This is a genomic window from Staphylococcus sp. HMSC062A01 (genome assembly GCF_001836805.1).
GTDB lineage: Bacteria > Bacillota > Bacilli > Staphylococcales > Staphylococcaceae > Staphylococcus > Staphylococcus haemolyticus.
Genome location: NZ_KV830640.1, coordinates 74,659 through 94,094, shown reverse-complemented (window position 1 = coordinate 94,094; position 19,436 = coordinate 74,659). Strand labels below are relative to the sequence as shown.

The window sequence follows — 19,436 nt, the reverse complement described above, 5'->3', positions numbered from 1 at the left end:
ACATTCAACTGAGGTGATTAAAAATGGATGTTAAAGATATGAAACAACGATTATTAAATTTAGAGGCAGTGTTTTCAGAGAAAGAAACATTATTAACGGATTTAGATAGAGCAATTGGTGATGGCGATCATGGTGTCAATATGTTGCGTGGATTTAAAAGTTTGAAAGACAAGATAGATGATAGTAGTATGTCATCGCTATTTAAATCTACCGGTATGGCATTAATGTCAAATATTGGTGGTGCATCTGGTCCATTATATGGATTTAGCTTTGTTAAGATGGCTAATGTTGTTAATGATGAAATGAATAAAGAAAATTTAAAAGCTGTTGTTACTGAATTTGCTAATGCGATTGCTCAGAGAGGTAAAGTACAACGAGATGAGAAGACTATGTTTGATGTTGTAGATCGAGCGCGTGAAGCTTTAGAAAATGATGAAACAATCACATTAGAGATACTACAACAATTTGCTACTGATACGAAAGAGATAGAAGCTACAAAAGGACGTGCAGCATACTTTAAAAAGGATTCAATAGGTTATATCGATCCTGGTGCTCAAAGTATGGTTTACGTATTAAGTGCACTGATTGGAGATGAGATTGAATGACAACAATTATAATTATCAGCCATAGTGAAGACATTGCGAATGGTACTAAAGCATTACTTAATCAGATGGCGCAAGATGTTAACGTCATAGCTCACGGCGGTATTGATGGAGGCATAGGTACATCATTTGATGATATTCAAAATATTATCAATAACTTAGATGATGACGCATTGTGCTTTTATGATCTGGGTTCTTCTGAAATGAATTTAGATTTAGCAATTGAGATGTATGAAGGACCACATCATGTTAAGAAGATAGATGCACCAATAGTAGAAGGTAGTTTTACTGCCGCAGTGAAACTCTCAGTTGGCGGAACAACTGATGAAGCGATACAAGAAGTCGCTCAAACTTCATTTAAAGAAAATACATTTGACTAATGTTTAAATAATGTGCGTAAATATAATAATCAAATAAATGCGCAAAATAAATTTTATAATTAAGTAATTTATAAAATGAAAATGACAAATGATTGTGATAAAATAGATTATTATAGTAAAGCGAAAGAGTAGGTGGACAAGGTCATGCAAAGCAGCATCAAGGAATACGTTTTAAGTGGAGAATTTGAACAAGTTAGACAACTAATGACCAAAGCAGACTTTTTAGATTTTGAAGAAGCCTACATTTCATGTGCACATGAAAATGAAAGCATGATGTTTTATACTTGTATTTTAGATATGATTAAATTTGAAGAAACGTCTGAATTGCATGATTTAGCATTTCTATTACTTGTCTATCCCCTAAGTGAGATAGAAGGGGCATTGGATTCTGCTTATTACCATGCACAAGCGTCCATTCAGTTGACGAATGGTAAAGAAATTAAGAGTCTATTACAAATGTTATTATTACATGCCATTCCAGAACCTGTTATTACTGATACTGAAGCTTTCAAAGTTGCTAAACAAATTTTGAAATTAGATCCAAGTAATCATGTTGCAAGAAATGCACTTAAAGAAACAGCTAAACGTATGGATAATGTTGTTATTGATATTAATGAATTACAACAATATGGAAATTCTAATTAATCAGCATGTAAATGATTGCATCATTGTACAAATAATTACTTTCTAGATTTTATATATGGTAGTGGGACAGAAATAGTATTCTTCAAAATTTATTTCGTTGTATCCCCAACTTGTTTAGCTTGTAGAATTTCTTTAGGAAATTCTCTTTGCTGGGGCCCCGAACCCCAACTTGTTTAGCCTGTAGAATTTCTTTAGGAAATTCTCTTTGTTGGGGCCGCCTACCAGGCAAGGATGACTAGGTTTGAGAAAAATTGATTCAAGGTCAATTTCAAATCAGTCAGCTATTGCCAAATTGGTAAAATAGGCTGAGACATTTAATTTTGTCTCAGCCTTTTTAATTCAAGTCATTTTTAAATTTAATTATTTATTAAAAAAACTAATGACTAGTGCGATAATAGCCGATATTAAACCTGCAGTTACTCCTAAACTTATTTTTTACCTCCTCTATAATGATCGCCATTATCTGTTTGAAGATGTAGATATGATGTTCATCATTAATCTAAAATTAAATATGATTTACTAGTTACTTATTTATGAAAAATAAGATAATTATAATAATTTTTAAAGAATTTTAAATCCTTGACAAGTGTATATAGAATAGTGTTTATAGCCGATAAACGCCGGTTCGTAACCTTTATGCACTGTTGCATATTATTTGAAGTGCGTTATAATGCACAATGTGTCAAATTTAAGGAGGTTATATTTTCGCATGGGATTAAATAAAGAAGCTGTAAAAATTGGTTTCGCCTATGTCGGCATTGTAGTAGGTGCCGGATTCTCAACTGGACAAGAAGTTATGCAATTCTTTACACCATATGGTTTATGGTCTTATATTGGTGTACTTATTTCAGGTTTGATTCTTGGTTTTATAGGTAGACAAGTTGCTAAAATAGGTACAGCATTTGAAGCTACGAATCATGAGTCAACATTAAAATATTTATTCGGAGAAAAGTTTAGTAAAATCTTCGATTATATATTAGTATTCTTCTTATTTGGTATAGCAGTCACTATGATTGCAGGGTCAGGTTCAACATTCCAAGAGAGTTTTGGCATACCTACGTGGTTAGGTGCCTTAATTATGACTATTGTCATTTATTTAACATTATTATTAGACTTTAACAAAATCGTGAGGGCACTTGGTATCGTTACACCATTCTTAATAATTATGGTAATACTTATTGCCATTTACTACTTATTTGCAGGTAGCGTTCCTTTAAATGAGGTTAACAGTACTGTTGATAAAACAAGTGTATTTTGGGGTATAGTTAGAGGATTAATGTATGGTGGTCTAGCTTTTGCAGTGGGCTTTAGTACAGTTGTTGCAATTGGAGGCGACGCTTCTAAACGTAAAGTTTCAGGTGGAGGTGCAATGTTTGGCGGTGTGATTTACACTATCTTACTTGCTCTAATTAACTTTGCACTACAATCTGAATATCCTAAAATCAAAGATGTTGAAATTCCAACAATAACATTAGCTAATGCTATTCATCCATGGATTGGTCTTGTTTTAACTGTCATCATGTTAGCAGTTATGTACAATACAATCTTAGGGCTATGCTATTCATTCGCAGCACGTTTTACAGAACCATATAGTAAAAAGTATCACATCTTTATCATTGTTATGATGATTGCTGCATTTATTTTAAGCTTTGTAGGTTTCGCAGACTTAATTAACTTCTTATATAACATTATGGGTGTTGTTGGTCTGTTTATCGTAGTTGCAGTATTAATTAAATACTATGTACGTAAGAGTGATAATAAAGATCATATAGCATAGATTTAAAATAGCAATACTTTACAATTGAAAGTGAATGTTTTAATCTTAAAAGCAATTCGTATGATTATACGGGTTGCTTTTTCTATTAAATGAATAAGCAAACTTTCTATAATCAATTGAAAGGAACGTAGGGAATGAATACTCAGAAAAAATGGACGATCATCACAGGTGTCATTATAGTGATTGTGAGTGTTGTAGTTGCTTGGGGACTATACCACCATCAACAAGAGAGTGAGAAGAAAAAACAACAACATGAAAAAGTTCAAATTAATAATCCTAACGTCAAATTATTTCAAAATATTACCTATAATAATCATCTTCCTGAAAGCCAACTCGACATTATGATGCCTGACGATATAGACAAGGATACTAAATTGCCAGTTATCTTCTGGATGCATGGAGGGGGTTATGTTGCAGGTGATAAACAATATAAAAATCCATTGCTATCGCAAATTGTGGAACAAGGCTATGTAGTAGTGAATGTTAACTATGCTTTAGCACCTAATTATAAATATCCTACACCACTCATTCAATTTGATGATGCAATTCAATTTATTAAGCATAATAAAGACCGCTTCCCAATTGATTTAGATCAAGTTGTTATAGGCGGTGACTCTGCCGGTGCACAACTTACAAGTCAATATGTTGCTATGCAAACAAATAGTTCACTACGAAGTGAAATGGGATTTGAACAGCGTTTTACACCATCACAAATAAAAGGCGCTATCTTTTTCGGTGGTTTTTATGATATGAAGACAGTTAGAGAAACGGAATTCCCAAGAATTCAAATGTTTATGCATAGTTATACTGGTGCAACAAAATGGGAATCAGAATTTAAAAATATTTCTCAAATGTCAACAATTAATCAAGTGACTAAAGATTATCCTTCAACGTATCTATCAGTAGGTGATGCTGATCCTTTCTACAGTCAAAATATTGAATTTTACCGTAAGTTGAAGGAAGAAGGCATTCCTGCTAGTACATTGTTCTATAATGGTTCACATCATTTACATCATCAATATCAATTTCATTTAGAGAAGCCAGAATCTAAAGAGAATATGAAACGTGTACTCGCATTCTTAAGCAGAAATACTTCATCATCTGGTGTAGAACAAAATCAGCAATCTCCATTTGATGGTTCTACGAGTTCGGATAAAAGTTTCTCATTATCACCTTACTAACCACGATGAAGTGATAAAATTATCAAACTTTATTAGTGACAACACTATAGCTAAGAATAAAAGGCTTATTTCCTAAATGTTAAATCATTAAGGAAGTAAGCCTTTTTAATTTCTATTAATCTATGATAGTGCTATTTAATTACTATAGGTATATTGTTATTTAATCTAACATTTTAGTAATGTTGTTTAATATTATTGAGACTAGAGTATAATATAATGATAGTAAATTTAAATACTAAATAAGCAGTTTGACCATGACATATTTATTGAAGTATTGACCATTAATGTATAGCTTATCATTTAATTCGCCCTCAATATTAAATCCAGCAGCTTTAAAGAGTTCAACTGCGCGCGCGTTTTCAGGGACAACGGAAGCTTCGATACGCCTAATATCATGGTTGATTGACCAAGCTTCAGTCGCATTTACTAAGGCCATACCTATGCCATGTTTCTGATATAGTTGTCTAACACCAATTGTGATAACTGCTTCGTGACGTTTGCGCTCAAAATCTTCAGTTGTAATGAATGCGTAACCAACCAGTTGATCATCTTGCTCTGCAACATAAACAGTATTTCTTGGAGAAGTGATAATGCGTTCTAAACGATCACTAACACTTGAGATGCTGGGCGTATATTCACCCGGGTTATATAATGTATATTCAGATTCATCATAAATTTTACTTAATAATTTAATAAAGTCTTCAACGTCTTTTATACTAATTTCACGAATAATATGAGCCATAAGGCTTCCTCCCAAATTAATAAACTATTGTGTCTTACATGGTATTATAGCAATAAATCTTAGATATACATAAAATAAAAAACTTTTAAACTAAAGGGGTAATCTTAAATATGAAACCGAATGTACTATTAGCAGGTGGTAGTGGTTATATTGGTAAGTATATAAGTAGTGTTATTGAAAAAGATGCAAACATATATGCCCTATCAAAGTATCCAAATACTAAAAAAGAAGATAATGATCGAATTATTTGGTTGAAAAGAGATATTTATAATTATACTGATGTTGTAAAAGGTATGGAAGGTATGGATATTGCTGTTTTTTATTTAGATCCTAATAAGAATTCAGCAAAATTAACGCAAGCAACGGCACGAGATTTAAATTTGATTGCCGCAGATAACTTTGCCAGAGCAACAGCTCAACAAGGTGTGTCTAAAATAGTATATATAAGTGGTAGTCGATTTGATAGTGAGACAGTACAAAGGCTAGAGAATTACGGTGTTCCTGTGGAAAAGACAAACACACAAATTAAACGACCGCATATAAATGCTGAATTACAGATGTCTAAATATGATGATATAAGAACAGCGATGCGAATGATATTACCTAGGAAATGGACATTATCCTATTTAGTAGACTACTTTATGAAATGGCTTAATGATACACGTGGTACATTCATGCACACATATAAAGATAATGATAGATACATTGTTTATGCACGAAAAAAGTCTAAACCATTATTAATTATGGAAAAAGTTGAAAACGACTCGGGACTTATAACATTACACTTGATTTCAGGTTCAATGATAAAATCTAATCAAAAGAAACAAGGTAAATTAGAATTTAGGCAAATTAAAGGGACAAGATTGGTCATTGTTCATTTATATGATTATATTCCGAAATTACTATGGCCAATTTACTACTTCGTTCAAGCACCATTACAAGGTTTGATTATGCGAGGGTTTGAAATTGATTGCCGAATTAAACATTTTAACGGACGGGTTCAATCAGGGGAAAAAATGAAATATACAAAATAATAGGTGATAAAGTGATGCAAGTATTATTAGTAGAAGATGATCAAACACTCTTCCAAGAATTGAAAAAAGAATTAGAACATTGGGATTTCTTTGTGACAGGTATAGATGATTTTAGTGCAGTAATGGATATTTATGAAGAAACAAATCCTGAGATTGTTATTATGGATGTTCAATTACCTAAATACGATGGGTTTTATTGGTGCAGAAAGATTAGACAAGTATCTAATGTCCCCATCTTATTCTTATCATCACGTGATAATCCGATGGACCAAGTCATGAGCATGGAATTGGGAGCCGATGATTATATGCAAAAACCATTCCATACAAACGTCTTAATAGCTAAATTGCAAGCCATTTATCGACGTGTTTATGAATTTGGAGCAGAAGAAAAGAGAACATTGAATTGGCAAGATGCACTTGTGGATTTATCAAAAGATAGTATTCAAAAAGGTGATTCAGTTATCTATTTATCGAAGACTGAAATGATTATTTTAGAAATGTTAATTCAAAAGCAAAATCAAATTGTTACTAGAGATACCTTAATTACTGCGCTATGGGATGATGAAGCGTTTGTAAGTGATAATACGTTAACTGTTAACGTTAACCGTTTGCGTAAAAAATTATCTGATATCGGTATGGATACACAGATCGAAACTAAAGTAGGTAAAGGTTACATGGCACATGAGTAACTTGAAATGGTTTTGGTTATTCCTCAAAACGCGAAGTAACTGGATTTTTTGGATTGTGTTTCTACATGTGATTTTATTAGGTATGGCTTACATTGATTATGATATTTCCATCGAGAGTATAGGATTTATAGTAACTTTAAATCTCGGTCTTACAGCGATGTTTTTAATTTTTACTTTTTTAAAAGAAGTAAAGCTATATCAACATTTATATAATAATAAAGAAATTGAAGAAATTAAGCATAAAGATTTAGCGGAAGATCCGTTTCAAAAGGAAGTTGTTAATTATCTTTATCGCAAATTAACGAGTCAAAAGGAACGTGTTGTTGAACAACAATTACACATACAATCGACAGAACAATCTCTAACAGAATTTGTTCATGATATTAAAACACCTGTGACAGCGATGAAGTTGTTAATCGATCAAGAAGAAGAGGGGACACGTAAAAAGTCATTATTGTATGAATGGGCACGTATTAATGAGTTGTTAGATAAGCAACTTTATTTAACGCGTTTAGAGTCTAAAAATAGAGACATGTATTTTGAAGAGACATCACTGAAGCGTCTTGTGATTGATGAGATCCAATTAACACGTCACATTAGCCAAGCCAAAGGTATAGGCTATGATTTGGATTTAGAAACAAACTTAGATGTATACACGGATGTGAAGTGGTGTCGCATGATGATTCGCCAAATTTTATCTAACTCATTAAAATATTCTCAAGAACAAGATATTATTATTCGTTCTTATACAAATGATGGTCATGTAGCATTAGAAATTAAAGATTTTGGTAGAGGTATCAGTCACAAGGATTTACCACGTATATTTGAGCGTGGTTTCACTTCGACTGCGAATCGTAATGAGACAACTTCTTCAGGAATAGGGCTATATCTGGTTAACAGTGTAAAAGATCAATTAGGTATTAATGTTCAAGTAGAATCTACAGTGGGACAGGGGACTACTTTTGTATTAACTTTTCCAAAACAGAATGAATTGATGGCCCGTATGACCCAAGTGACAACAATGTTACCTTAAAACTTAGATTTGTTACTCCATCTTCATTTCATCAAAAGCGATAACTTTTATAATTAAACTGATTAAAGTAGTGAGATGTTTCTAAAGTAAACGCACATGCAGATAAAATGAATGGCGAGGTGAATAAAACCGTGGCAATATTACAGGCAAAGCAAATTGCCAAAACTTATGGAAATAAACAAACTGAACAAGAAGTTTTAAAAGATATAGATCTGTCAATTGAAGCGGGAGAGTTTGTAGCTATCATGGGGCCATCGGGATCAGGCAAGACAACGTTATTAAACGTGTTAAGTTCAATTGACTATTTAACACATGGTTCTATTATTTTAGATGGTCAACAATTAGAGAAATTATCTAATAAAGCGTTGTCTGAAATTAGAAAAAAAGATATTGGTTTTATTTTTCAAGAATATAATTTATTACATACGTTAACAGTTAAAGAAAACATCATGTTACCTTTATCAGTTCAAAAGTTAGATAAAAAAGAAATGAATGAACGCTATCAACGTATTACACAGGCTTTAAATATTTTTGAAATTAGTGATAAATATCCATCAGATATTTCTGGTGGACAGCGACAAAGAACATCCGCAGCGCGTGCATTTATTACGTATCCTAAGATTATTTTCGCGGATGAGCCAACAGGGGCACTTGATTCTAAAAATACTCGCGATTTATTACAACGTTTTCAAAAAATCAATGAACTTTATAACGCAACGATAGTAATGGTAACGCATGATCCTTTGGCAGCAAGCTTCTCAGAGCGTGTGATTATGTTAAAAGACGGGCAGATATTTACTGAAATTTATCAAGGTGAAGATGATAAAAATGTCTTTTACAAGGAGATCTTACGTGCGCAAAGTATATTAGGTGGCATGATGTATGAGTTTTAGTCAAATTATATGGAAGAACTTTCAACAGAATATAATTCATTACGCGATTTATATCTTTTCACTTGTATTAAGTATCGTGTTGTTTTTTAGTTTTATAACAATTAAGTATGTGCACCATTTAAATGTGCATCAATCGTTGTCAATGATACAACAAGGAACACAAGTGGGAAGTTATTTTTTATTTATCGTTATTGTTGTATTTATTATGTATACAAATATGTTGTTTATTAAACGACGTAGCTATGAATTCGGATTATTGCAAACGATTGGTTTAGGTAAAAAGAGTATTATTTATATGCTAATGCTTGAACAATTATTTATTTTTATTATAACCGCGATATTAGGTATGATTATCGGTATTTTAGGATCAAAAATACTATTAATGATTGTTTTAAAATTATTAGGTATACATACTTCTGTATCAATCATTTTTAGTTTTCAAGCGATTGCGCAAACTTTATTTATACTTGTCATTGCTTATATACTTATCATTATTCAAGCGTCTATTTATTTAAGTAAATCTTCAATTAAAAGTTTAATGGCCTCTCAAGACAGTAAAGAAGATAGTCACATCACACTTACATTAGGAGAAGTTATATTAGGTGTTTTAGGTATTGTATTGATATTAACAGGTTATTATTTATCGACACGTTTTGTCGAGATTGTAGATGATGTGATACTACCGTTTGTTATTCTAATTCTTACTGTTTTAGGAACTTACTTTTTCTTTCGAAGTACGATTTCTCTCATTTTAAAGACGATTAGATATCTTAAAGGTGGTAATGTTTCTGTAAATGATGTTATTTTTACATCATCACTCATGTTTCGAATTAGAAAAAATGCATTTTCATTAACTGTAATGGCAATCATTTCAGCAATAACTGTATCTGTATTGTGTTTCGCTGCGATTAGTAGGGGCTCTTTGACAAATGAAGTTCTATTAGAATCTCCTCATGAAGTTACACTGAAAGAAGAAAAATTAGCTAATGAATTAGGTTTTGAATTAAATCGGCATCATATTCCTTACCATTACGACTTTAAACAAGTTGTTTATTCTCAACTATACAAAGATCATTTATTTGATAAAAATCAGGTGCAACCATACGCGATTACTGTAACGAGTGAAAAATATTTCCCTAATGTTTCTATAGAGAAAGGTGAGGCTAATTTAATTATGCCTGAAGGGTTAATTCATGATTTATCGAATCATACGCCTCATGGTACGGCTTCTATAGGAACTAAAAAGCATCATGCAAATATTAAATTGAATAAAGTGATGGATAAAATTTATTTTAAACAGAGTATTGACTTAGGAGGTCCTACTTTAGTTTTAAATGATACAGATTATAACTATTTGAAAGCACATGCGAAAAATAAATATATCGTTTCACAATATGGTTTTGATTTAAAACATAACAGAGATATACCAAAACTTGAGAGTATAACAAAGGGTCTTGATGGTAATGTTGAAACGCGTAGTGAAGTGGTGAGCGAAGTATCAAGTTTGACTGGAATATTGTTATTTGTAACATCATTTTTAGGAATTGCATTTTTAATCGCTACAGGGTGTATTATTTACATTAAACAAATTGATGAAACAGAAGATGAGTTAGAAAGTTATTCTGTATTACGTAAATTAGGTTTTATTCAAAAAGACATGGCAAAAGGGTTAAAACTCAAAGTGGCATTTAATTTTGGTATACCACTGATTATTGCCTTACTACATTCTTACTTTGCGGCAGTGGTCTTTATGAAGGTTATAGGCTTTGATAATAAAGTTCCTATTTTCGTTGTAATGGGTATTTATACAATCATTTATAGTATTTTTGCAGTTATCGCCTATAATCACTCTAAAAGAACGATTAATCACTCAATTTAAGTCAATATTTATCTAATATTTCGTATTTGTAAAGAATTTGTAAATGTAATTGTGGTTATGTAAATTTTGTGATATTTTCAAATAGGGACAAATTCAGTAATGGAGTATTACGTGAATAACAGTAAAACATTATATTTACATAAAATTTACAAATAGTCAGAAAATAGACTCTTTGAATGTTCTTATTGTAAATGTATTCTTTATCTAAAGTTGTCTTACAATAATAAAAATTTACAAATGTGATTGGAAACGATCGCTATAATGGAGGCTTTATAATGTTTACTAAGAAAAAGGATAAGTTCATGGTTCAATTAGAGGAAATGGTATTTAATTTGGACCGTGCTGCAGTTGAATTCGGGAAAATGGATTTCAATACGCACTTAGATTTAAAAGCTTATTCTGACAATATCAAGACATATGAGTCACATGGTGACGAATTAATGCATCAAGTTATTGCGGATTTAAATCAAACATTTATTACGCCAATTGAACGTGAAGACATTCTATCTTTATGTAATGCAATTGATGACGTTCTTGACGCAATGGAAGAAACTTCAGCAATGTTTGAAATGTATTCAATTGAATATACAGATGAATACATGGCAGAATTCGTAGAAAATATCCAAAAAGCAGTAGCGGAAATGAAATTAGCTGTTGGTTTATTAGTTGAGAAGAAATTATCTCACATGCGTATTCATTCTATTAATATTAAAGAATTTGAAACAAATTGTGATGGCATTTTACGTCAATCTATTAAACACATTTTCAACAGTGAAACAGATCCAATCACACTAATTAAAATAAAAGATATTTATGAAAGCATGGAAGAAATAGCAGATAAATGTCAAGTTGTAGCAAATAATTTCGAAACGATTATTATGAAAAATAGCTAAGGGAGTTTTAATTTATGGAATATGTATTAATTATCACTATAGCTATCGTTATATTTTCTTTAATCTTTGACTTTATCAATGGATTCCATGATACAGCCAACGCGATTGCTACAGCAGTATCGACACGTGCATTGACGCCTAGAACTGCAATATTTTTAGCGGCAATTATGAACTTTATCGGTGCTTTAACATTTACTGGTGTTGCCGGTACAATCACAAAAGATATTGTTGATCCATTTAAATTACATAATGGTTTAGTAGTTGTATTAGCCGCTATTTTAGCAGCAATCATTTGGAATTTATTAACATGGTTTTATGGTATTCCAAGTTCATCATCTCACGCATTAATAGGTTCAATCGCTGGTGCAGCGATTGCAGCACAAGGATTTGGTGTACTTCACTATCAAGGTTTTACTAAGATTATTATTGTTTTAATCATTTCACCAATTATTGCATTTTGTGTTGGATTCATTATGTACACGATTGTTAAAATTATCTTTAAAAATGCTAACCTTACTCGAGCGAATCGTAATTTCCGATTCTTCCAAGTATTTACAGCAGCATTGCAATCGTTCTCACATGGTACGAACGATGCACAAAAATCAATGGGTATCATTACATTAGCTTTAATCGTTGCTAATATTCAAGATCCAACAAACGTTGAGCCGGCATTATGGGTAAAAGTTGCCTGTGCAACTGCAATGGGTCTAGGTACTGCAATGGGTGGATGGAAAATTATTAAAACAGTAGGCGGAAACATTATGAAAATTCGCCCAGCAAATGGTGCTGCTGCTGACTTATCATCAGCATTAACAATATTTGTAGCTTCATCATTACACTTCCCATTATCTACTACACACGTTGTATCATCATCAATTCTTGGTGTAGGTGCTTCTAACAGAGCTAAAGGTGTTAAATGGAACACTGCACAACGTATGATAATTACATGGGTTATTACATTACCAATCTCTGCGATTTTAGCAGCATTGATATTCTGGGTTATGAACATTTTCTTATAATATATTAAAGAAGGGCTAGCGATACATTGTCGCTAGCCCTTCTTTGTTAGATATGAAGTAAGACATAATAGAATTTAAATCATCTTTTGAATTCAAGTTGAAACAGTGGGAGGATTTATTAAATTGCATTATTTTAGTGCACAAAAAAGAGCAATCCAATTAAACTTAATTAGCTGCTCTTATACTCTCTATTTAATTTCTTAGTGAATGAAGTTGTAGCTTGAAACTACAGATGCAGGAATTGTTCTAGTATTAGTGTTATATGGTCCGTTAGCATAATTCATTTCTGAAATTAAGATACTACCATCAGCATTAACACGTTCAACATAAGCTACGTGTCCATAGTAGCCAGTAGTTGTTTGCATGATTGAACCTACAGTTGCGTTATGATCTACTGTATAACCATCTGCTGCTGCATTACCTGCCCAATATTTTGCATCTGACCAATAAGTACTAATTGGTTTACCAGCTTGAGCACGTCGGTCGAATACGTACCATGTACATTGACCAGCAGTATATAGATTTTGGTGACTAAATGTTGGACTAGAATAACCGCCACTTCCGCCTACATTATTGTTTGTACTAGGATTTGTTTTACTAGGTGTTGTAGTTGAACCATTAGGTATTTTTAATTTTTGATTTGGTGTAATTAAGTAACCTGATAAATTATTGGCTTTCATTAATGCATTGACAGTTACACCATTTTTACTAGCAATTGCATATAAAGAATCGCCAGCTTTTACAGTATATGTTGATGAAGAAGTTGTTGCATTTGAACTGGCATTGTTAGAGTTATTACTGCTGCCCCCAATAGTAATAACTTGACCAGGGAAAATCATATTGTTTGAAAGATTGTTGCTCTTCTTAATACTATCTACAGATGTATTATATTTACTAGCGATGCTCCAAAGCGACTCGCCAGCTTTTACAGTATGTTGAGTTGATGCTTCAGCATTGTGATTAGATAGTACTGCAACTGCTCCTGTTGCGACAGAAGCTGCGACTGCTAACTTTTTCAACTAAATGTCCTCCTTGAGAAAATTGATTTTATTTATAATTAATAAATCCCAAACTATTAATTTATCTTATATATTCATTTACATATATCACGTATTCATACTATCAAAAAAAAGACACAATTTGGGCATTGTTATTATCTTGTAATATTGTTAATATTTGTCTCTTATTATGTAAAAGCATCTAATTTATTGATATGACAGCATTCATTAAATATTTGACTGCACATTTTAGTAAAAAAATTAAGTGATTTGTAATATTTCTATTAGAAATAAAGATGAGTTGAGTGGAAAATTTAAGTTCCAAATGGCTTAACAATAGGCTTTAAGGTTGTGTTAAATTTAATTGTAGTTCATATTTTGCGGTCTAGTATTAATAACTAATGTAAATGTAATTGTATAAAACATATCATTCGTTAATGATTTATTTTTTGAAAAGTAGTTAGAATGCGATACAATCATGTTGAAAAAGTGATATCTGAAAAGGAGAGATTCATTGTATGTCTCAGTCGTATAACAACACACATCACATGAAGACAAAACATCGAGATAAAGATAGAACGCGTGATTACGCCAAGGTATGGCTATTTTTTATGTATTATTGGATTATATTTGGAATTGGATGTTACTTCGGACAATACTTACCTATGGAATGGAGACGCCCTTTATCTATAGCATTATTAGTACTTATTTTGGCAACATTATTTATTCAACGTGCGCGTAAGTATGGTTTGGTTATTTCGCATATTTACGCCATTATTGTAGGTCTTTTATCATACGCTACTTTTACAACTTATATGCAAAATTTAGGACCAGAGGTCTTCTATAAAAATGTCTTATTAGCAATTGGCGCATTTATAGTTTTCGGTATTTTAGGTTTTTTCATTATTAATGATGCTTCTAGTATTGGTAAATATTTATTTGTAACATTAATTGCATTAATTATTGCCGGATTGATTGGAATGTTCATTCATAATCCTATATATCACACTGCCATTACGGTTGTAGGTTTAATACTTTTTCTATTATATACATTGTATGATTTCAATCGTATGAAGCGAGGGAATTTTTCACCACGTGAAATGGGTTTTAATCTATTTATTAATTTGTTGAATATCATAAAAGATGTATTAAGACTTGCAAATCGCTTTAAAAATTAAATAAGAAAGAACATAATGAGAACCTATACATTTGAGATGTCTACGTGTTGCATTCAATGATTTTATTTTGTTTAGTAATTGTATGATTGATCGTATTACTATATACATGATTGAATTTGAAGCAATAACGGGACATTTTTTAACAAATTCATAACTTAAGTTAATAATAACAAGAAATTAATTTATAAAAAATTGTATTTTTGATTTGTTTATCATGTTGTGGTAAATTTACATTTAATCACTATGATAGTGCTAAGAAGCAAAAAGGAAATTAGTACAACATTTAGAAAGACTATCATGAATTAGAAAGAGGTTAATCAATGTCTAATACCAATATTCATATATTGACTAAGAATGAATACAAAATGACACGTTGCCAAGACGGTATTATTCTGTTGTTTCCGATAGAAGGTCAACTTAAACTTCAGCACTTTACTAAAACCGTTAACGTCGAAAATGACATTTACGTTATTAATAATACAGATATTTTTTCAATTCTAAAAAATAAAAAAACCATCATGCTTTATATCGCTAGTGATTGGTTTAGAGATCGCCATTTTGATTTCTTCAATTATAAATACTCAACTAATCTAGTTAAGTCCATTAACTCCATTAAACGTGCATTATTGCAACTTGCCCTAAACCATTTAAACGCAGACTCAGTTTCTGAAGATACTATATATATTACTTCTGTTGTTGATATTATTGGGAAAGAAGGCGCCATTGAGAAATCAATCGCAAATCATCAATATAACTTCTCTTTTTACGGTGAATTAAGCGAAATATTAGAATATATTAATCAAAATATTACTAAGAAATTAACGCTAACGGGTATAGCATCAAAGTTATTTACTTCTAAATCTAATCTTTCGGCACAGTTTAATCAATTGCTAAATATGGGTTTCAAGACATATGTAGATACTTTAAAAATTGCAAATTCATTTGAATGGCTATTAACAACGGAATACACGATAAGTTTAATAAGCGAAAAAGTAGGATTTAGCAATGATTCAAGTTATTCTAAAACGTTTAAAAATTATGTTGGCATGACTCCCAACGAGTACCGATACTGTGATAGATATGAAAAATCTATTGATATGGATTATGAAAATATAATCGAAGGAAATATTGACTACATTAATCAATTAATCAAGATTAAACAACAATATTATAACCAACACGATGAACATATAATCTACGCAGATTCAACAATTGGTTCTACTGTGAATCCGTATTATTTAGTGCTTCAAGTTAATACTATAGAAGAAATAAGATTATTATTTTTTCAAGATTTTGCACGACCTTTGTATTACGAACACTCAACATTGAAGTTTTATCTAAATATAGATATGCGTGATATTAAAGATCAAATGACAAAGTATGAGAGACAACGATTGTTTGAATACATCATTATTAATGAATTAAATGTAGTATTTAGACTGGAAGATTTAACGTTAACGGATTTTTTAGAGTCTAATTTTGAGGATGTAGCAAACTACTTCAGAGAACATCAACTTCCTACGAGTGGTAATCATAAATTAGGTCTTGTTTTTGATTTAGATGAAGTAAATTTGAAATCCATTTATCGAATTATTTTAAAAATACAGCATAAAACGCAACAATTTTCATTTGGGTTAGAAATAAGTAAGCTGCTAAACGACCCTGTATTGTTTAAAACATTAGAATCACAAATCAAACGCATTAATTTTGAATTTTTATATATTGATAATGCACAACTAAAAATGCCTTACTTAATTGAACAGAATGAACATTTACTGGTGAAAAATATATTACGATACCAAAATATTAGACAAATATTAAAGCAATTTGATCTAGAAGATCAGAAGATAATATTTTTAAATTTTGAAAACCACAAATTTTTAAATAGTAAATATAATGATTTGAATAATAGTGCACCTTTATTAATTGAGACATTTGTGAGAACAGCGTCATATTTTAACGGAATTGGCTTTAACTTCAAGCATAGTGGTAATCTGTTTAATGCACTTCACATATTCGATGAAAACGGGTTTAAGTCGATATTAGGAACGATTTTAGAGCAACTCATTGAAATTAGTATGAAACCCAAATTATTTAATGAAAATTACATCTTAATTGACGATGAAGACCAATATACTGTTCTAATTTACGATTGGCGTGTTTTAGAAAGTGAATCATTGCAAGTCAATTATGATCAGACATATATATTTATTGATTTTACAGATGATGTATTAAAAGATACCTATTTAGTTCAAATTCAACTCATCGATGACTATAACGGTAATATTAATCATCTTATTTCTCAGCGTATTAGAAAAAAACATAAATGGTCAAAACGATTTTTAAGAAAACTAGATTATTTAATCCATCCAACATTTCAAATGATAGAACATAACTTTAATAATGCACCTCTTCAAATTAAACTTAATTACAATGCGTTGTACATCGTTAAAATTTTAAAAAAATAAAATCTATTCAATTGTATTTTGTACAACTATATTTAACATTGTTAGTAAATTCGACAAAAATTTCTAAACAAAGTTATAGGACATACCTAAAAATATAAAGGATAATAGTAATTAAGTTGTCTGCTTATATTTGGAGGTGCAAAAATCATTGAATAATGACAAATTAAATAAATTACTAGAATTCTATAAACAACATAAAGCATTGTCAGAGTACATAGATAAACAATATAAGTTGACATTAAATGATTTGGCTTTGCTCAAACTTGCTCATGAACATATTGCTAAAGATCAAATGTTAATGCAAAAATTTCTAAAAATAGCAATTAGTGAGTTAGAGTTAAGTAGAACTAAATTATTAGTCTCAATTCGACGACTTATAGAAAAAGAAAGACTAAGTAAGGTTCGATCAACTGAAGATGAGAGAAAAATTTTTATCTATATGGATGAGAAGAATATTAAAAAATTCGATTCTTTATTCAATGATGTTGAAGAATTCTTAAATATTTAATTTAATATGTTGAACGAGAATACTGACAAAGACATTCTGTCAGTATTTTTTTTATGCTTATTTTTACTTCGTACAATGCGTTTATTTCCTTTTTAGACAATGCTTTATTAATGCTATATAATAAGGATTATTGAGTATGAAAGTGAGATGACATTATGGGACGTAAATGGAATAATATTAAAGAGAAAAAGGCCCAAAAAGATAAAAATACAAGTAGAATATATGCGAAATTTGGTAAAGAAATATATGTAGCAGCCAAATCTGGTGAACCAGATCCTGAATCTAACCAAGCATTAAGATTAGTACTTGAAAGAGCGAAGACGTATTCAGTACCTAATCATATTATTGATAGAGCAATTGACAAAGCTAAAGGTGCAGGTGATGAAAATTATGACCATCTACGTTACGAAGGCTTTGGACCAAGTGGTTCAATGCTTATCGTAGATGCATTAACTAATAATGTAAACCGTACGGCTTCAGATGTGAGAGCTGCTTTCGGTAAAAATGGCGGAAATATGGGTGTATCAGGTTCTGTAGCTTACATGTTTGATCACACGGCTACTTTCGGCATTGAAGGTAAATCAGCTGATGACATTTTAGAGGCATTAATGGAACAAGATGTTGATGTTAGAGATGTAATTGAAGATGGAGATCTTACAATCGTTTATGCTGAACCAGACCAATTTGCTCATGTACAAGATGCATTACGTCAAACAGGTGTAGAAGAATTTAAAGTTGCTGAGTTTGAAATGTTACCTCAAACTGATATTGAATTATCAGAGGATGACCAAGCAACATTTGAGAAATTAATTGATGCACTCGAAGACCTTGAAGATGTTCAAAATGTTTTCCATAATGTGGATTTAAAATAATGAAGAAAAATGCAGATTATTGGATTAAACAACTTGATCTAACACCTCATCCAGAAGGTGGGTATTATAAAGAAACAATTCGAGAAACAATAAATGAGGCACAACGTGCACCATTCAGTAGTATATACTTCTTGTTAAATACTGGTGATATTTCTCATTTTCATCGTATCGATGCGGATGAAGTATGGTATTATCATGCAGGTGAATCTTTGACCATTCATATGATTACACCTCAGGGGAACTATCAATCAGTACAATTAGGTGCTTCAATTGAAAATGGCGAAGTATTGCAGTATTTAGTGCCTAAAGGTACTATTTTTGCATCGAGTTTAACAGACAGAGAAGGCTATAGTTTGGTTGGATGTATGTGCCAACCAGCATTTGATTTTAATCATTTTGAATTATTCACACAAGATGCGTTGTACAGTATGTATCCTCAACACGAGGCAATTATTAAACAATATGCCTTATTAAACATAGACCAATAGACTTAAAGGAGTGGGACAGAAATAATATTTTCCAAAATTTATTTCGTTGTGTCCCCAGCTTGCTTAGCTTGTAGAATTTCTTAATGAAATTCTTGTTGCTGGGGCCCCGAACCCCAACTTGCGTAGCTTGTAGAATTTCTTTAAGAAATTCTCTTTG

The 19,436-nt window shown here is 31.2% G+C and carries 19 protein-coding genes; 17 read left to right on the top strand and 2 right to left on the bottom strand.

What is annotated here, in order from left to right; genetic code table 11:
- The first annotated feature begins 23 nt into the window (after positions 1-23).
- The 5 genes from dhaL (at position 24) to HMPREF2715_RS09515 (ending at position 4,585) form a co-directional block, all read left to right on the top strand.
- Positions 24-605 (top strand): dihydroxyacetone kinase subunit DhaL, encoded by a 582-nt coding sequence (gene dhaL / locus HMPREF2715_RS09535; protein ID WP_070678775.1) that lies wholly within the window; start codon positions 24-26, stop codon positions 603-605.
- Complete coding sequence (dhaM, locus tag HMPREF2715_RS09530) at positions 602-982, top strand: dihydroxyacetone kinase phosphoryl donor subunit DhaM (protein ID WP_070581134.1); 381 nt, start codon at positions 602-604, stop codon at positions 980-982. Before dhaL ends, dhaM begins: the two co-directional genes overlap by 4 nt.
- 144 nt (positions 983-1,126) lie before the next feature.
- On the top strand, positions 1,127-1,627 hold the full coding sequence (locus HMPREF2715_RS09525; protein ID WP_070441946.1) for a hypothetical protein: 501 nt from the start codon (positions 1,127-1,129) through the stop codon (positions 1,625-1,627).
- A 709-nt stretch (positions 1,628-2,336) separates the two neighbouring features.
- The gene (locus HMPREF2715_RS09520) at positions 2,337-3,404 is read left to right on the top strand and encodes a YkvI family membrane protein (RefSeq protein WP_070441943.1); all 1,068 of its coding nucleotides are present in this window, start codon (positions 2,337-2,339) and stop codon (positions 3,402-3,404) included.
- A gap of 134 nt (positions 3,405-3,538) precedes the next feature.
- Positions 3,539-4,585, top strand: a complete 1,047-nt coding sequence (locus tag HMPREF2715_RS09515) for an alpha/beta hydrolase (RefSeq protein WP_070839918.1) — start codon at positions 3,539-3,541, stop codon at positions 4,583-4,585.
- 235 nt (positions 4,586-4,820) lie between these two features.
- On the opposite strand, the gene HMPREF2715_RS09510 is transcribed toward HMPREF2715_RS09515, so the two are convergent.
- Complete coding sequence (locus tag HMPREF2715_RS09510) at positions 4,821-5,327, bottom strand: GNAT family N-acetyltransferase (protein ID WP_070839914.1); 507 nt, start codon at positions 5,325-5,327, stop codon at positions 4,821-4,823.
- Positions 5,328-5,437: 110 nt separating this feature from the next.
- Here HMPREF2715_RS09510 and HMPREF2715_RS09505 point away from each other — a divergent pair, with 110 nt between their 5' ends.
- The 7 genes from HMPREF2715_RS09505 to HMPREF2715_RS09475 all read left to right on the top strand — a co-directional run bounded on the left by HMPREF2715_RS09505 (position 5,438) and on the right by HMPREF2715_RS09475 (position 12,767).
- Positions 5,438-6,361 (top strand): NAD-dependent epimerase/dehydratase family protein, encoded by a 924-nt coding sequence (locus HMPREF2715_RS09505; protein WP_070581133.1) that lies wholly within the window; start codon positions 5,438-5,440, stop codon positions 6,359-6,361.
- Between the two features lie 14 nt (positions 6,362-6,375).
- Positions 6,376-7,050 carry a response regulator transcription factor GraR/ApsR gene (gene graR, locus HMPREF2715_RS09500; protein WP_011276495.1) on the top strand — a complete coding sequence of 225 codons (675 nt, stop codon included), beginning with the start codon at positions 6,376-6,378 and terminating at the stop codon, positions 7,048-7,050.
- The gene (locus HMPREF2715_RS09495; RefSeq protein WP_070581132.1) at positions 7,043-8,083 is read left to right on the top strand and encodes a HAMP domain-containing histidine kinase; all 1,041 of its coding nucleotides are present in this window, start codon (positions 7,043-7,045) and stop codon (positions 8,081-8,083) included. The genes graR and HMPREF2715_RS09495 overlap by 8 nt, the downstream gene beginning before the upstream one ends.
- 131 nt (positions 8,084-8,214) lie before the next feature.
- Complete coding sequence (locus tag HMPREF2715_RS09490; RefSeq protein ID WP_070581131.1) at positions 8,215-8,976, top strand: ABC transporter ATP-binding protein; 762 nt, start codon at positions 8,215-8,217, stop codon at positions 8,974-8,976.
- Positions 8,966-10,855 carry an ABC transporter permease gene (locus HMPREF2715_RS09485; RefSeq protein WP_070839908.1) on the top strand — a complete coding sequence of 630 codons (1,890 nt, stop codon included), beginning with the start codon at positions 8,966-8,968 and terminating at the stop codon, positions 10,853-10,855. Before HMPREF2715_RS09490 ends, HMPREF2715_RS09485 begins: the two co-directional genes overlap by 11 nt.
- 275 nt (positions 10,856-11,130) lie before the next feature.
- Positions 11,131-11,748 (top strand): DUF47 domain-containing protein, encoded by a 618-nt coding sequence (locus HMPREF2715_RS09480; RefSeq protein WP_070581129.1) that lies wholly within the window; start codon positions 11,131-11,133, stop codon positions 11,746-11,748.
- Between the two features lie 14 nt (positions 11,749-11,762).
- A complete protein-coding gene (locus HMPREF2715_RS09475; RefSeq protein WP_070581128.1) occupies positions 11,763-12,767 on the top strand; it encodes an inorganic phosphate transporter in 1,005 nt (334 codons plus the stop codon).
- Between the two features lie 200 nt (positions 12,768-12,967).
- Here HMPREF2715_RS09475 and HMPREF2715_RS09470 read toward each other — a convergent pair whose 3' ends face one another.
- Entirely contained in the window at positions 12,968-13,786 is an 819-nt protein-coding gene (locus HMPREF2715_RS09470; RefSeq protein WP_070581127.1) for a LysM peptidoglycan-binding domain-containing protein, read from the bottom strand.
- Between the two features lie 497 nt (positions 13,787-14,283).
- On the opposite strand from HMPREF2715_RS09470, the gene HMPREF2715_RS09465 reads away from it, so the two are divergent.
- The 5 genes from HMPREF2715_RS09465 to HMPREF2715_RS09445 all read left to right on the top strand — a co-directional run bounded on the left by HMPREF2715_RS09465 (position 14,284) and on the right by HMPREF2715_RS09445 (position 19,279).
- Complete coding sequence (locus HMPREF2715_RS09465) at positions 14,284-14,943, top strand: Bax inhibitor-1/YccA family protein (protein WP_037536498.1); 660 nt, start codon at positions 14,284-14,286, stop codon at positions 14,941-14,943.
- A gap of 320 nt (positions 14,944-15,263) precedes the next feature.
- Positions 15,264-17,411: a helix-turn-helix transcriptional regulator gene (locus HMPREF2715_RS09460; RefSeq protein WP_070581126.1), complete on the top strand. Its 2,148-nt coding sequence runs from the start codon at positions 15,264-15,266 to the stop codon at positions 17,409-17,411.
- Between the two features lie 148 nt (positions 17,412-17,559).
- Positions 17,560-17,919 carry a transcriptional regulator, SarA/Rot family gene (locus tag HMPREF2715_RS09455; protein ID WP_070441922.1) on the top strand — a complete coding sequence of 120 codons (360 nt, stop codon included), beginning with the start codon at positions 17,560-17,562 and terminating at the stop codon, positions 17,917-17,919.
- 155 nt (positions 17,920-18,074) lie between these two features.
- Entirely contained in the window at positions 18,075-18,791 is a 717-nt protein-coding gene (locus HMPREF2715_RS09450; RefSeq protein ID WP_011276485.1) for a YebC/PmpR family DNA-binding transcriptional regulator, read from the top strand.
- On the top strand, positions 18,791-19,279 hold the full coding sequence (locus tag HMPREF2715_RS09445) for a cupin domain-containing protein (protein WP_070441919.1): 489 nt from the start codon (positions 18,791-18,793) through the stop codon (positions 19,277-19,279). The genes HMPREF2715_RS09450 and HMPREF2715_RS09445 overlap by 1 nt, the downstream gene beginning before the upstream one ends.
- The last annotated feature ends 157 nt before the right edge of the window (positions 19,280-19,436 follow it).